This is a genomic window from Shinella sp. GW835-FHT14H05, from assembly GCF_058793575.1.
This window is the reverse complement of record NZ_JBXAFY010000001.1, coordinates 214,043-228,351: the sequence shown is the minus strand read 5'-3', so window position 1 is coordinate 228,351 and position 14,309 is coordinate 214,043. Positions and strand designations below refer to the sequence as shown.

The following is a 14,309-nucleotide window of genomic DNA, read 5'->3' as shown; positions in this document are numbered from 1 at the left end:
CTCCAGCAGAATGCCCACACTCCCAAACTATCTCATCACAGTCCGCAGCGCTTGCCTATCGTCTCTATTTCGCAAGCGCTGAAAAACTACCGGCTTCCGCCGACCGACGCAGGCCTGCACAAGGTGGATCGGCAAGGCCGTCCGAAGCGAGCCGGTCCAGCACTGAAACGACCTCGGCAAGCCCGCGCGCTTCGGCATAATGCATCGGCCCGCCGCGCCAGCGCGGAAAACCGTAGCCGTGGATTTTCACGAGATCGATATCGGCCGCACGCAGCGCCACGCGCTCCTCCAGAATACGCGTCGCCTCTTTGACCATCGGCAGCAGGATGGCGTCGGCGATGTCAGCCTCGTTCCACACGCGCTGCGGGCGGCCCGCCGCCTCTTCAGCGATGATCGCCGCCACCGCTTCCGACGGTTTTGGCGCGCGGTCGCCCGGCTGATAGTCGTACCAGCCACCCCCGGTTTTCTGGCCGAAACGCTCGATGGCGCAAAGCCGATCGGCAACGGGTGCGAAGGGTGTTTCGCCGCGTGCGCGCGCCGCCTTGCGCTGGAAGGCGGCAATGTCGAGGCCACCGAGATCCTGCGCCTCGAACGGCCCCATCGGCAGGCCGAAGGCGCGCATGGCGGCGTCGACCGCGGACGGCGTCGCGCCGGAGAGCAGCAGCCGCTCGGCCTGGGCGCGCGTGACCTTCAGAATGCGGTTGCCGATAAAACCATCGCAGATGCCGGCGCGGACGGGGATTTTTCCCAGGAGGCGGGCGAGTGCGAAACCGGTTGCCAGAACGTCCGGCGCGGTCGTTTCCGTCGGCACGATCTCCAGCAGCTTCATGATATGCGCCGGGCTGAAGAAATGCAGGCCGAGGAAGCGTTCGGGATGGCTTACGCCTTCGCTGATCGCGTTCGGGTCGAGATAGGAGGTGTTGGTGGCCAGCACCGCATCCGGCCGGCAGACCGACGAGAGTTTTTCGAAAACCGCGCGCTTGACGGCGAGATCCTCGAAGACGGCCTCGATGACGAGATCCGTATCGGCCAGCAAGCCATAATCATCGCCACCGGTGACGCCGGCCATACGCTCATCGGCCACCGCCTGCGTCATGCGTCCGCGCTTCACCGACCCCTCATAGATGGCCCGGACATTGGCGAGCCCGCGCTCGACCGCTGCCGCATCGCGCTCGATGAGAACCACCGGCAGGCCGGCGTCGCGCAGCGCGGCGGCGATGCCCGCGCCCATCGTACCGCCACCGATGACGGCCGCGGAGCGGATGTCACGCGGCGTGATCCCGGCAAGCTCCGGCGGGCGCGGCGCGGCACGCTCGGCGAAGAAGACATGACGCAGCGCCGCCGCCTGTTCGGAACCGCGCAAATCCAGAAAGGTCTCCCGCTCGAAAGCCATGGCCCCGGCAAAATCCGTCTCGCTGGCGTTGCGCACCGAGGCGAGCGCCCTGAGCGGCGCGATTTCGCGTCTCGCCTTGGCGGCGACCGCCTTTTCCGCGCTTTCCCAGAAGCCCGCATCGACTGCCGGCACGTCGCGGCTGGAGATCGGCTGCGGCAAGGGTTTTTCCGCTACGTCGCCGGCGAAGGCGATCGCGCCGGCCCTGACGTCGCCGTCAAGAATCGCATCGATGAGGCCGAGCCCCTCGGCCTTCTTGGCGCCGATCGGGCTGCCACTCGTCACCAGATCTACGGCCGCCGCGGGGCCGATCAGCCTTGGCAGGCGAACTGTGCCACCGGCACCGGGAATGATGCCGAGCTTCACTTCCGGCAGGCCGAGGCTGGCGGAGGCGACCGCCACGCGATAGGCGCAGCCGAGCGCCACTTCCAGCCCGCCGCCAAGCGCGCTGCCATGGATCGCCGCGACCCAGGGCTTTTTCGCCGCCTCGATGCGCGCCACCACATCCGGCAGGTGCGGCGGCAGCGGCGGCTTGCCGAATTCGCTGACATCCGCCCCGGCAATAAAGGTGCGGCCGGCGCAGATGAGCACGACGGCCTTGACCGTCGCGTCCGCATCCAGTTCCGCCACCGCCTCCACCAGCGCCTGCCGCAGCGCCTGCGACAGGGCGTTGACGGGCGGATTGTCGACGGTGACGACGGCAATGGCGTTTTCGCGGGCGATGGTGACGGTCATGGTGTCATATTCCCAGATAAGCGGCGCGGATGCGTTCGTCCGCGATCAGTGCGGCGGCGGGGCCGGCCATGGTGATGCGCCCTGTCTCCATGACATAACCGCGATCGGCGACCGAAAGCGCACCGAAAGCGTTCTGCTCGACGAGAAGCACGGTGACGTCGAGCGCCTTCAGGCTCTTCACCACGTCAAAAATCTGCGCGACGAGGATGGGGGCGAGGCCCATGCTCGGCTCGTCGAGCAGCAGGCAGGAGGGGCGCGCCATCAGCGCACGGGCGATTGCCAGCATCTGCTGCTGCCCGCCGGAAAGACCGCCCGCCGCAAGGTTCCGCTTCTCCTTGAGGATCGGGAACATGGCGAAGGCATCCTGCATGTCGCGCTCCACCTTGTCATCGGCGAAGAGATAGGCGCCGAGCCGGAGATTTTCCTCCACCGTGAGGTTGGTGAAGATCTGCCGGCCCTCCGGCGACTGGGCGAGGCCGCGGCGCACGCGGGCATGCGCCGGCACGGTCGTCAGCGCCTCGCCGCGGAAGACGATGGAGCCCGACGACACCGGCTGGATGCCGGAGAGGCATTTCAGCAGTGTCGTCTTGCCGGCACCGTTCGCGCCAACCACCGTGACGATCTCGCCGGAGGCGACGTCGAGATCGATGCCGTGCAGCACCTCGATGCGGCCGTAGCGTGAACGCAGTCCCTCAACCGTCAGCATTCTGGACCTCCGTCGCCTGGGCGCCGAGATAGGCTTCGATGACGCGCGGATTGCGCGAGATCGCCGCGGGTTCGCCCTCTGCGATTTTTTCCCCGTGATCGAGCACCACGATATGGTTGGAAATACGCATGACCATCTTCATGTCGTGCTCCACCAGCAGGATCGACACGCCCTCGGCCGCAACCTTGGCAATGAGGTGATCGATCTCCTCCGTCTCGACGGCGTTGCAGCCGGCGGCGGGTTCATCGAGCAGCAGCACGCGCGGTTTCAGCGCCAGTGCGCGGGCGATTTCCAGCCGCTTCAGCGCGCCGTAGGAGAGCGAGCCCGCCTCCTGCTCGGCAGCACGGCCGAGGCCTACGCGGTCGAGCAGCGTGCGGGCGCTGTCCTCCGATGCCTTGCTGCGGCGGCGCGCGGCGGGCAGCGAGAAGAGGTCGGCGAAGACCGAGCCGCGCTCGTGCAGGTGATGGCCGGCGACGGCGTTTTCCAAGACGCTCATCGACTGGAAGATCTGCAAGTTCTGGAAGGTGCGCGAAAGGCCGCGCCGCGCCAGAAGGTGCGGCGGCATCCGGGTGACGTCCTCGCCATCCAGCACGACGCGGCCGCGCGCCGGGGCGTAGACGCCGGAGATCATGTTGAACAGCGTCGTCTTGCCGGCACCGTTCGGGCCGATGACAGAGACGATCTCGCCGGGTTTCAAGGAGAAACCGACATCGTGCACGGCGCGAAGGCCGCCGAAATCGATGCCCAAACCTTCGATCTGAAGCAGGCTCATTCTGCTCTCCCCCGGATGCGGCGCGCGATGGAGGGCAGCAGGCCCTCGCGCATGAAGATCATGACCAGCATCATCACGAGACCGAGCATGAGCTGTTCATATTCCTGGAAGACCGTCAGCACCTGCGGCAGCGTGGTGAGGATCGCCGCCCCCAGGATGGCGCCGAGGACCGAACCGGCGCCGCCGAGCACGGCCATGGTGACCATCTCGATCGAATGCATGAAGCCCGCGACATCAGGCGTGATGAACTTGTTCTGCAATGCCAGGAGCGAGCCGGACACAGAGGCATAGACCGCGGAGATGACGAAGGCGACGAGCTTGTAATGCGCGACATCGACGCCGACCGTGCGGGCGGCGACCTCCGACCCATGCAGCGCACGCAGCGCCCGGCCGGTCGGGCTGTGGTAGAGATTGAGCGCCAGCCAGGCGCCGATCACCAGCACGAGGCCGGAGAAGGCATACCAGAATTCGGTGTTCGACAGGTCGATGCCGATGGCCTTCAGCACGGCGCGCAGGCCCAGTTCCGGCACCGCCATGCCATCCGGCCCGCCGGTCAGCTGCGCCTCGTTCGAGAGCACCATGGAAACGAGGATGCCGAAGCCGAGGCTGGCCACGGCGAGATAATAGCCCTTGAGCCGCAGGATCGGCCGGCCGACGAGGAAGGCGATGGCGGCGGAGAGAAGCGCGCCGAGCACGGCGGCAAGCGCCGGATGCAGGCCGAGATGCACGGGCGCCAGCGCGCAGGCATAGGCGCCGATGCCGGCGAAACCGGCGTGGCCGAGGCTGATCTGACCGGCATAGCCGATGAGGATGACGAGGCCCGTCACCGCCAGGCCGTTGACGAAGATCAGCGAGCCGACACGGAAATAATAGGACGACGGAAAGAACACCGGCGCGATCGCGATGACCGCTGCGAGGATGAGGAGCGTGGTTGCCTTGCTGGAGAGCCGCATGGTCACACCCGATCCGTCGACTTGCGGCCGAACAGGCCCTGCGGCATGGCGAAGAGCACCGCGAGAATGACGACGAACGCGGCCGCGTCCTTATACTGCGAGCTGATATAGCCGGCCGTCATCGCCTCAAGAATGCCGAGCAGCAGGCCGCCGACGAGCGCGCCCTTGGGGTTGCCCATGCCGCCGAGCATGGCGGCGGCAAACCCTTTGAGCGCCAGCGCGAGGCCGACATCGTAGCTCGTCAGCGTGATCGGCGTCACCAGCACGCCAGCGAGCGCGCCGATGGCGGCGGACATGGCGAAGGACAGCGTCATCACATAGTTCGTATTGATACCGACGAGCTGGGCCGCGACGCGATTGTTCGCGGTCGCCAGCACCGCGCGGCCGATCAGCGTGCGCGTGAAGAACAGCCAGAGACAGACGAAGACGGCGAGCGCGCCGGCAATCACCCACAGGCTCTGCGGCAGGATGGTCGCGCCGCCGATGAGGATCGGCTGGTCGCCGGAAAAGGCCGGGAAGCGATGGATCTGCTTGTCGAAGACGAGCTGCGTCGCGCCGCGGATGAAGATGGAAGCACCGATGGTGATGATGATCAGCGAGACGACCGGAGCACCGCGCGCGGGCTCGATGGCGAGCTTGTTGAGCGCCACGCCGATGCCCGCCGTCACGATGATGGCGATGAGGGCTGCAAGCGGCAGCGGCAGGCCGGCGGCATGCGCGAAGAAGGTGATCATGCCGCCGAGCATGACGAACTCGCCCTGGGCGAAGTTCACGACGTCGGAGGCGTTGTAGATGATCGTGAAGCCGAGGGCGACCAGCGCATAGACCGCGCCGACCGTGATCCCGGACAGAAGGAATTGCAGGAGTTCGGGCATGGATGCCTCCGCGGTCCGCGCGATGGTTCCGCCGGCCGCACCATCGTGCAGGCCGGCGGCACGAGAGGATTATTCGACGATCTTCCAGCCGCCCTTTTCGATCTGCAGCATGCGGAAGGCCGAGAGATCGAGGCCGAGGTGATCTTCGGCCTTCATGGTCACCGTGCCCGTTGTGCCAACGAGGCCGGACGTGCCCTCGATCGCATCGCGGATCGCCGAGGGCTCGGCGCTGCCTGCCCGCTTGATCGCATCGACGAGGATGCGCAGCGCATCATGGGCATAACCGCCGAAGGTCGAGACCGGCTTGCCGGTCGCCTTCTCATAGGCTTCCTTGTAGGCGACGACCACGGCGCGCTGCGGGTCGCTTTCCGGCAGCAGGCCGGCGACGAGCAGCGCCGTGCCCGGCAGGCGCACGCCTTCCGCGGCCTCGGCACCGGCAAGCTCGATGAAGCCATCCGAAGCGACGCCATGCGACTGGTAGAGCGGCAGGCCGACGGCGAGCTGCGCATAGTTGCGGGTGACGATGGCCGGACCCTGGCCGAAGCCCGGGTTCAGCACGGCCTGGATGCCGTCCTTGCCCTTGATGTTGGTGAGCTGCGGCGTCATGTCGGCGTCGGTCGGGCCGTAGGTCTCGTCGGCCAGCACCTCGATGCCGTAGTCGCCGATGATTGCGAGGCACTGCTTGTGCATCGAGGCGCCAAAACCGTCGGAGCCGGAGATCATGCCGATCTTGCTGATGCCGGCCTTCTTCATGTCTTCGAAGATTTTCGCGCAGGCCATGCGGTCCGTGTGCGGCGTCTTGAACGTATAGGGTTTGACCGGATCGATGATCTCGATGGCGCCGGCAAGCGAGATGAAGGGCACTTCGGCATCCTCGAAGACCGGGATGATGGCCATGGAGGTGCCGGTCGTCGTGCCGCCGATCACGGCCACCACTTCGTCGTCCTCGACGAGACGGGTGGCGAAGGTGCGCGCCTTGTTCGGGTCGCCGCCGTCGTCATAGATGACGAGTTCCAGCTTCTCGCCGTTGACGCCACCGGCCGCATTGATCTCCTCGACCAGCATTTTCAGCGTTTTCGCTTCCGGATCGCCGAGGAAGGAGGCGGGACCGGTTTCGGAAATGGTGGCACCGATCTTGATATCGGCAAGCGCAGGCGCGGCGAGGCCGAGCACGAGGGCCAAGGTGCCGGCAAGCGCAGTTGTGGTGAGCGAAAGTTTCATGTCGGTTTCTCCTCCCAACAAAGACAAAGGTTTACGCCGCCGCGGGGCGACGCCACATCACCACGCGGAACCGGTTGGCTACGAAAGCCGCATCCGTCAGGCTGGCATTGCCCGCGGGGTTCGCACCGGTGACGTGGAAATCGCTGAAGGCGGCGCTCTGGTTCACGTAGATGCCGCCGGTCAGGTTGACCGAAAGATTGACGCCCGCCGTCGCGAAACGATCGGCAGCAGCGAGGATATGCGCCTCGTTCGTCTCGTAGAGGGCAGCGGTGATGGCGCCCTTGCGCTCGGCGAGGTCAGCGGCGCGGTTCACACCGTCGGTCACGTCATCGACCGCGACGACGAAGGCGATCGGTCCGAAACGCTCCTCCCCATAGGCCTCCGCATCCGCCGCATCGACGGCGAGGATCAGCGGGGTCGCGGTGCGCGCATCGTCGAGGCCGTCTACGGGCGCGGAGTCACGCACGACACGGCCGAGCGGCCGGCTCGTGGCGATGCGGGCGAGCGTCGCCGGGTTGGCGATGGCGCCGCAGACGCCGGCCGCACGCGCCGGATCGGCGAGCAGGCCATCGACGGCAGCGGCGATTCCGGCTGCGACCTGATCAAAACTCTTGTGGCCCTCATCCGTCTCAATGCCGCCGCGGGGCACGAAAATATCCTGCGGCGCGGTGCACATCTGGCCGCTGTAAAGCGACAGCGAGAAGGCTATGTTGCCGCACATGCCGGCGAAATTGTCGGTAGCGCCGATCACGATGGAATTGACGCCCGCCTCTTCCGTATAGACATCGGCCTTGCCGGCATTTTCGCGCACCCAGCTTCCAAAGCTGTTGGAGCCAGTGTAGTCGACGATGGCGACCGCCGGATGCTGCACGAGGTCCTTGGTGATTTCGGCACCGGGCGCGTCGGCAGCGAGCAGCACGATATCGGCCGCAAAACCCTCCTCCACCAGCACCTGCCGGGCAATCTCGACGGTGATGGCGAGCGGCAGGATCGCCGCGGGATGCGGCTTGACGATGACAGTGTTGCCGGTGGCGAGGCTGGCGAAAAGGCCGGGATAGCTGTTCCAGGTCGGGAAGGTGTTGCAGCCGATGACAAGCGAAACGCCGCGCGGCAGGATGCGCCAGTGCTTTTCCATGACGATCGGCGCGCCCTTGCCCTGCGGCTTGGTCCAGGTCGCCTGCGCCGGTATGCGGCTCATCTCGGCATAGGCATAGGCCACGGCTTCAAGGCCGCGGTCCTGCGCGTGCGGGCCGCCGGCCTGGAAGGCCATGGCGAAGGCCTGGCCGGTCGTGTGCATGACGGCATTCGCCATCTCGAAACTGCGGGCATTCAGGCGGGCAAGGATTTCGAGACAGATGCCGGTGCGCACCTCCGGCGCGGCGGCGGCCCATTGCGGCGCGGCGGCGCGCGAGGCCATGATCAGCATGTCGGCGGAAGCGGCGGGATAGGTGATGCCGAGGGACGATCCGTAAGGCGAGACTTCCGCACCAACCATGCCTTCCGACGGATGGTCGGGCAGGTCGAAGGCCTTGCCGAGCCGCGCCTCATAGGCAGCGAGGCCGTCATCCTTGGCGGTCTCGCCATAGATCTTGCCGCTCGGCACTTCGGGATAGGCGGACCAGAAGTCACGCTTGGCGGCGGCAGCAAGGGCCGCTTGCAGCGTCGGGCGATGGCGCTCGAAAAGTCCGGTCATCTCTGGCTCCTCCCAGTCAGTGCTTTTATAATTGACTGACCGGTCGGTTTATGCAAGAGTTTTTTTACGGTCGCCGCTGGGAAGGGCGACAGGGAGGAAAAATGTCTCAATCCGACACCATTCTGTCGGCGCTCGCCGATGGCGTCCTCAGCCTCACGCTGAACCGCCCGGACAAGCTCAACGCCTTCAACGAAGAGATGCACCTTGCGCTGCGCGCCGGCTTCGAGCGCGCCCATGCCGACGAAACCGTGCGCGCCGTCCTGCTGACCGGCGCCGGCCGCGGTTTTTGCGCAGGGCAAGATCTCGGCGACCGCGATCCCAAGAAGGGCGTGCCGGATCTCGGCCACACGATCGAGACCTATTACAACCCGCTGCTGCGCCTCATCCGCAGCCTCGAAAAGCCGGTGATCTGCGCCGTCAACGGCGTCGCCGCGGGCGCCGGCGCCAACATCGCCTTTGCCTGCGATATCACACTCGCCGCCCGCTCCGCCCGCTTCATCCAGGCCTTCGCCAAGATCGGCCTCGTGCCCGATTCCGGCGGCACCTGGAGCCTGCCGCGCCTCATCGGCGAGGCGCGTGCCAAGGCGATGACGCTGACCGCCGAACCGCTCGGCGCGGAAACCGCCGCCGACTGGGGCCTCATCTGGCGCGCCGTCGACGACGACACGCTGATGGAAGAGGCAACGGCGCTCGCGACCCGCCTCGCCGCCGGCCCGACCAAGGGTCTCGGCATGACGAAGCGCGCCATCCAGGCCGCCGCCACCAATTCGCTGGACGAACAGCTCGACCTCGAACGCGATCTGCAACGCGAGGCCGGCCGCAGCGCCGACTATGCGGAAGGCGTCTCCGCCTTCCTCGAAAAGCGCAAGCCGGAGTTCAAGGGCAAATGAGCGCCGCCAGCCTTTCCCCGCAAGCGCTGGCGGAAGCCTGCGCCAAAGCCATGTGGGACGACGACAACGCCACCCGCCATCTCGGCATGGAACTCGTCTCCGTCGCCCCCGGCGAGGCGACGATCACCATGACGATTGCGGAAACCATGACAAACGGCCACGGCACCTGCCATGGCGGCTACATGTTCACGCTGGCGGATTCCGCCTTCGCCTTTGCCTGCAACACCTATAACCAGCGCACCGTCGCCCAGCACTGTTCGGTGACGTTCCTCGCACCGGCTTTCCGGGGCGACCGGCTGACGGCGACGGCGCGGGAAGTGTCGCGCCGCGGGCGGGGCGGCATCTACGATATCCGCATCACCAATCAGGAGGGCGAGCACGTCGCGGAATTCCGCGGCCACTCGCGAACAGTCAAGGGCACCCATCTGCCGGAGTGAGGCAGACCATCCCGCATTCTCGGAGGAGATTTCCATGGAAGACCTGTCCCCTCGCCCCGGCGAGCTCGAAGCGATCGAGACGGCGTCGCGCGACGAGATTTCCGCGCTGCAGCTTGAGCGCATGAAATGGTCGCTGAGCCACGCCTACGAGAATTCCCCCTTCTATCGCCAGCGTTTCGACGAGGCGGGCGTGCATCCCTCGGACCTGAAAACGCTGTCGGATCTCGCCAAATTCCCCTTCACCACCAAGAAGGACCTGCGCGACACCTATCCCTTCGGCATGTTCGCCGTACCCCGTGAAAAGCTCGCCCGTATCCACGCGTCCTCCGGCACGACAGGCAAGCCGACCGTCGTCGGCTACACGGCCAAGGACATCGACACATGGGCGACCGTCGTCGCCCGTTCGATCCGAGCTTCCGGCGGCCGGGCCGGCGATATCGTGCATGTCGCCTATGGCTACGGCCTCTTCACCGGCGGCCTCGGCGCGCACTATGGCGCGGAAAAGCTCGGCTGCACCGTGGTGCCGATCTCCGGCGGCATGACGGAGCGCCAGGTCACGCTGATGCAGGATTTCAAGCCGCGCATCATCATGGTGACGCCCTCCTACATGCTCTCCATCCTCGACGAATTCCGCAAGCACGGCATCGACCCGCGCGAAAGCTCGCTCGCCGTCGGCATTTTCGGCGCCGAGCCCTGGACGAACGCCATGCGCGAAGAGATCGAGCAGGCTTTCGACATGCATGCCGTCGACATCTACGGCCTTTCGGAAGTCATGGGTCCGGGCGTCGCCAACGAATGCGTCGAGACGAAGGACGGGCTGCATATCTGGGAAGACCATTTCTATCCCGAGATCATCGACCCGGTGACGGGTGACGTGCTGCCGGATGGCGAGATGGGCGAACTGGTCTTCACCACGCTCACCAAGGAAGGCCTGCCGATCATCCGCTATCGCACGCGCGACCTGACGCGGCTCCTGCCCGGCACCGCGCGCGCCATGCGCCGCATGGAAAAGATCACCGGCCGCTCCGACGACATGATGATCCTGCGCGGCGTCAACGTCTTCCCGACGCAGATCGAGGAGCAGATCCTGAAATGTCGCGGGCTGGCGCCGCATTTCCAGATCGAGCTGACGCGCGCCGGCCGTATGGACAGTATGACGGTCCATGTCGAATGTACGCTGGACGCGACCGACGAAGGCGCGCGCGCGGGATCGGCCAAGGAACTCGCCCACCACATCAAGAGCGTGGTCGGCGTTTCCACCAAGATCCTCGTGCACGGGCCGGGCGGCGTGGCGCGCTCCGAGGGCAAGGCAAAGCGGGTGGTCGACAACCGCCCGAAAGAATGAACGAACGCAGCGCCGGTATAGCCCGGCACCGGTTTGACTGTGTATAGGGAGGGCATCCGCCCTTCCTAGGCGACCGTCAGCCGAAATGAGCAGAGCAGGACGACATGGCACGCACGCGCGCAGTGGATTTCGAGGAAAAACAGCGAGGCATTCTGTCGAGTGCCGCGGCGGTGTTCGCCGAGATGGGCATGGAGAAGGCCTCCATGTCGCTGATCGCCTCGCACAGCAACGTCTCCAAGGCCCTGCTCTACCACTATTACCCGAGCAAGGACGCGCTGATCTTCGACATCGTGCGCACGCACCTTTCGGAACTGGAAAGCGCAATCGAAGCCGCCGATCGCCCCGATGTCGCGCCGCAGGAACGGCTGCGCCTGCTGGTGAAGGCCGTGCTGGCGAACTACGAAGGCCGTGACAACGAGCACAAGGTTCAGCTCAACGGCACCAGCGCGCTGTCGGAGACACAGCTCGCCGAATTGCAGGCGATCGAGCGGCAGATCGTCAAGCGCTTTTCCGGCGTCATCCGCGACATCAACCCGGACCTCAACAAGGATCGCCCACTGCTGATGCCCGTCACGATGTCGCTCTTCGGCATGATGAACTGGGTCTATATGTGGTTCCGCCCGAATGGGCCGATCACGCGGGACGAATATGCCGACATCGCGACGACGCTGATCCTTGAAGGCGTCAAGGCCGTTACGTAAGCCTTACCTAACCGTCCTCCGACCGCTCGACATCCTTGCCCGTCGCCGCGACCGATTCCAGCCGCTCCGCGAACTCCCGCCGCAGCGTGCGACGCAACTCCGCCGCCTTGTAACGCCGGATATCGACCGTGCTCTTCGGTTCCAGTTCCGGCACGCGCACCGGCCTTCCGGCCTCATCGACCGCGACCATCGTGAAATAACAGGAATTGGTATGCCGGCGATGGCCGGTGCGGATGTTTTCCGCCTCGACGCGGATGCCCACCTCCATGGAGGTGCGCCCCGTATGGTTGATTGAAGCGCGGAAGGTGACGAGCTCGCCGACGTTGATCGGCTCCTTGAACATCACCTGGTCGACCGAAAGCGTCACTGCATATTGCTGCGAATAGCGCGAGGCGCAGGAGAAGGCGACGCGATCGAGCAGGTTGAGCAGCGCGCCGCCGTGAACCTTTCCGGAAAAATTCGCCATGTCGGGCGTCATCAAAACGGTCATTTCCAGGCGGCGCGGGTCCTGCTCGATCGGCGTCATGCGGTCACTCTCTCGTTTTGGCCACCATCGTCAGAACGTCATATTGTGCGACGGTGGCGCCCGTCTGGTTCGTCACGTTGCAATCCCAGCGCACTTCGCCGTGTTCGGCATTGGCGCGCGGATTGATCTCCTTGCAGGTGAGCTGCACCTTCAGCGTATCACCCGGATTGACCGGTGTCAGGAAGCGCAGGTTGTCGACGCCGTAATTGGCGAGAACCGGACCCGGCGCCGGATCGACGAACAGGCCGGCCGCAAACGACACGATGAGATAGCCATGCGCCACGCGCCCGTCGAAGAACGGGTTCGCCTTGGCGGCTTCCTCGTCCATGTGGGCGTAGAAGGTGTCGCCGGTGAAGTTCGCAAAGTGCTCGATGTCGTCGAGCGTCACCGTGCGCGTCGCGGTGATCAGCTGGTCGCCGATCCTGAGCTCTGCCAGAGACTTGCGGAACGGATGCTCGCCAGCGGCCCGCGCCTCGGCGCCCGGCAGCCAACGGCCGGTGACGGCGGAAAGCAGGGTCGGCGCGCCCTGGATGGCGGTGCGCTGCATGTAGTGCTTGACGCCGCGCATGCCGCCCAGTTCCTCGCCGCCGCCGGCGCGGCCGGGGCCGCCGTGCACGAGGCCCGGCAGTGGCGAACCGTGGCCGGTGGAGGACTTGGCGCTGACGCGGTTGCCGATCATCACGCGGCCGTGGAACGGCGCAAGACCCAGCACGACTTCTTGGGCAAAGGCCGGATCGTTGGTGAAGACCGAGGCGACGAGGCTGCCCTTGCCGCGCCGGGCGAGATCGACCGCTTCTTCCGCGGTGTCATAGGGCATCACGGTGCTGACGGGGCCGAAGGCCTCGACATCGTGGATAGCGCGGGCAGAACCCGGCTTGTCGCAATAGAGCAGCACCGGATTGAGGAAGGCGCCGGCCGTCGCATCGCCGGAGGTGATGCTCGGATTGTCCGGATCGCCGGCGACGATTTCCGCGTCGGCGGAGAGATCGCGAATGCGGGCGCGAACCTCCTCGCGCTGGTCGAGGCTGGCGAGCGGCCCCATGCGGACGGCCTCGTCCGCCGGATTGCCGAGCGCCGTCTTGCCGAGACGGGCGCGCAGGCTCTCGATCAGCGCCTCGCTAAAGGCGCGCGGTGCAATGACGCGGCGGATTGCCGTGCATTTCTGGCCGGCCTTCACCGTCATCTCGCGCGCGACTTCCTTGACGAAGAGGTCGAATTCCTCCGTGCCGGGCGCAGCATCGAGGCCGAGCACGGCGGCATTGAGGCTGTCGGCCTCCATGGTGAAGCGCACGGAGTTTTCGACGATCGCCCTGTGCGTCTTGAGGCGCTGGCCGGTCGAGGCCGAGCCGGTGAAGGTCACCGCATCCTGGCCTTCGACATGGTCGAGCAGATCACCGACCGAACCGCAGACGAGCTGCAATGCGCCCTCCGGCAGGATGCCGGCCTCGATGATGCGGCGGACCATCAGTTCGGTGAGATAAGCTGTCTGGCTCGCCGGCTTGACGATGGCCGGCACACCGGCGAGCAGCGTCGGCGCCAGCTTTTCCAGCATGCCCCAGCAGGGAAAGTTGAAGGCGTTGATATGGACCGCGACGCCCTGCAACGGGCTCAGGATATGCTGCGCGGAAAAGGTGCCATCCTTGGAGAGCAGTTCCACGTCGCCATCCAGCAGCACGCGGGGGTTCGGCAATTCGCGCCGGCCCTTTGAAGCATAGGACAGCAGCGTGCCGATGCCGCCCTCGATATCGACCCAGCTGTCGGCGCGGGTCGCACCCGTGGCGGTCGAGAGCGCGTAAAACTCTTCCTTGCGCTCCATCAGGGCCTGGCCGAGTGCCTTCAGCATGGCGGCGCGTTCGTGGAACGACAGGCGCCGCAGCGCCGGGCCACCCTTTTCGCGACCGTAGGCGAGCGCCGCCTTGAAATCCACGCCGGTGGAATCGATGAAGGCGACCGGGGCACCCGTCGAGGCGTCGAGCAGCGGCACGCCTTCCCGGGCGCCGGCGACCCACTGGCCGCCGACATAGCTTTCGAGCCGGCGCGGCCGGTTTGCCATGACGTTCATCTC

The 14,309-nt window shown here is 66.0% G+C and carries 13 protein-coding genes; 4 read left to right on the top strand and 9 right to left on the bottom strand.

The genetic code is table 11. From position 1 onward, the window contains the following. Nucleotides 1-64: 64 nt before the first annotated feature. From AC1Q6Z_RS01115 to paaN, 7 genes are all read right to left on the bottom strand, one after another. Nucleotides 65-2,125 carry a 3-hydroxyacyl-CoA dehydrogenase NAD-binding domain-containing protein gene (locus AC1Q6Z_RS01115; RefSeq protein ID WP_492646458.1) on the bottom strand — a complete coding sequence of 687 codons (2,061 nt, stop codon included), beginning with the start codon at nt 2,123-2,125 and terminating at the stop codon, nt 65-67. A 4-nt stretch (nt 2,126-2,129) separates the two neighbouring features. Then, entirely contained in the window at nt 2,130-2,831 is a 702-nt protein-coding gene (locus tag AC1Q6Z_RS01110; RefSeq protein ID WP_435266386.1) for an ABC transporter ATP-binding protein, read from the bottom strand. Further along, nucleotides 2,818-3,603: an ABC transporter ATP-binding protein gene (locus tag AC1Q6Z_RS01105; RefSeq protein WP_439617609.1), complete on the bottom strand. Its 786-nt coding sequence runs from the start codon at nt 3,601-3,603 to the stop codon at nt 2,818-2,820. The genes AC1Q6Z_RS01110 and AC1Q6Z_RS01105 overlap by 14 nt, the downstream gene beginning before the upstream one ends. Further along, complete coding sequence (locus tag AC1Q6Z_RS01100; RefSeq protein WP_435266388.1) at nt 3,600-4,556, bottom strand: branched-chain amino acid ABC transporter permease; 957 nt, start codon at nt 4,554-4,556, stop codon at nt 3,600-3,602. The genes AC1Q6Z_RS01105 and AC1Q6Z_RS01100 overlap by 4 nt, the downstream gene beginning before the upstream one ends. 2 nt (nt 4,557-4,558) lie before the next feature. Beyond that, nucleotides 4,559-5,431, bottom strand: coding sequence for a branched-chain amino acid ABC transporter permease (locus AC1Q6Z_RS01095; protein WP_256119879.1), 873 nt, complete (start codon nt 5,429-5,431; stop codon nt 4,559-4,561). Nucleotides 5,432-5,500: 69 nt separating this feature from the next. Then, nucleotides 5,501-6,652, bottom strand: coding sequence for an ABC transporter substrate-binding protein (locus tag AC1Q6Z_RS01090; protein ID WP_492646457.1), 1,152 nt, complete (start codon nt 6,650-6,652; stop codon nt 5,501-5,503). 31 nt (nt 6,653-6,683) lie between these two features. Further along, nucleotides 6,684-8,345, bottom strand: coding sequence for a phenylacetic acid degradation protein PaaN (gene paaN / locus AC1Q6Z_RS01085; protein WP_492646456.1), 1,662 nt, complete (start codon nt 8,343-8,345; stop codon nt 6,684-6,686). Between the two features lie 101 nt (nt 8,346-8,446). Between paaN and paaG the strand changes: the two genes are divergently transcribed. From paaG to AC1Q6Z_RS01065, 4 genes are all read left to right on the top strand, one after another. Continuing rightward, complete coding sequence (gene paaG / locus AC1Q6Z_RS01080) at nt 8,447-9,235, top strand: 2-(1,2-epoxy-1,2-dihydrophenyl)acetyl-CoA isomerase PaaG (RefSeq protein WP_492646455.1); 789 nt, start codon at nt 8,447-8,449, stop codon at nt 9,233-9,235. After that, nucleotides 9,232-9,672: a hydroxyphenylacetyl-CoA thioesterase PaaI gene (gene paaI, locus AC1Q6Z_RS01075; RefSeq protein ID WP_492646454.1), complete on the top strand. Its 441-nt coding sequence runs from the start codon at nt 9,232-9,234 to the stop codon at nt 9,670-9,672. The genes paaG and paaI overlap by 4 nt, the downstream gene beginning before the upstream one ends. Nucleotides 9,673-9,706: 34 nt before the next feature. Then, entirely contained in the window at nt 9,707-11,017 is a 1,311-nt protein-coding gene (gene paaK, locus AC1Q6Z_RS01070; protein ID WP_492646453.1) for a phenylacetate--CoA ligase PaaK, read from the top strand. A gap of 104 nt (nt 11,018-11,121) precedes the next feature. Beyond that, a complete protein-coding gene (locus AC1Q6Z_RS01065) occupies nt 11,122-11,718 on the top strand; it encodes a TetR/AcrR family transcriptional regulator (RefSeq protein ID WP_492646452.1) in 597 nt (198 codons plus the stop codon). 7 nt (nt 11,719-11,725) lie between these two features. Here the strand turns inward: AC1Q6Z_RS01065 and AC1Q6Z_RS01060 are convergent, their stop codons facing one another. Both AC1Q6Z_RS01060 and paaZ read right to left on the bottom strand, forming a co-directional pair. After that, on the bottom strand, nt 11,726-12,244 hold the full coding sequence (locus AC1Q6Z_RS01060) for an acyl-CoA thioesterase (protein WP_492646451.1): 519 nt from the start codon (nt 12,242-12,244) through the stop codon (nt 11,726-11,728). A 4-nt stretch (nt 12,245-12,248) separates the two neighbouring features. After that, on the bottom strand, nt 12,249-14,306 hold the full coding sequence (gene paaZ, locus AC1Q6Z_RS01055; RefSeq protein ID WP_492646450.1) for a phenylacetic acid degradation bifunctional protein PaaZ: 2,058 nt from the start codon (nt 14,304-14,306) through the stop codon (nt 12,249-12,251). Nucleotides 14,307-14,309: the final 3 nt, after the last annotated feature.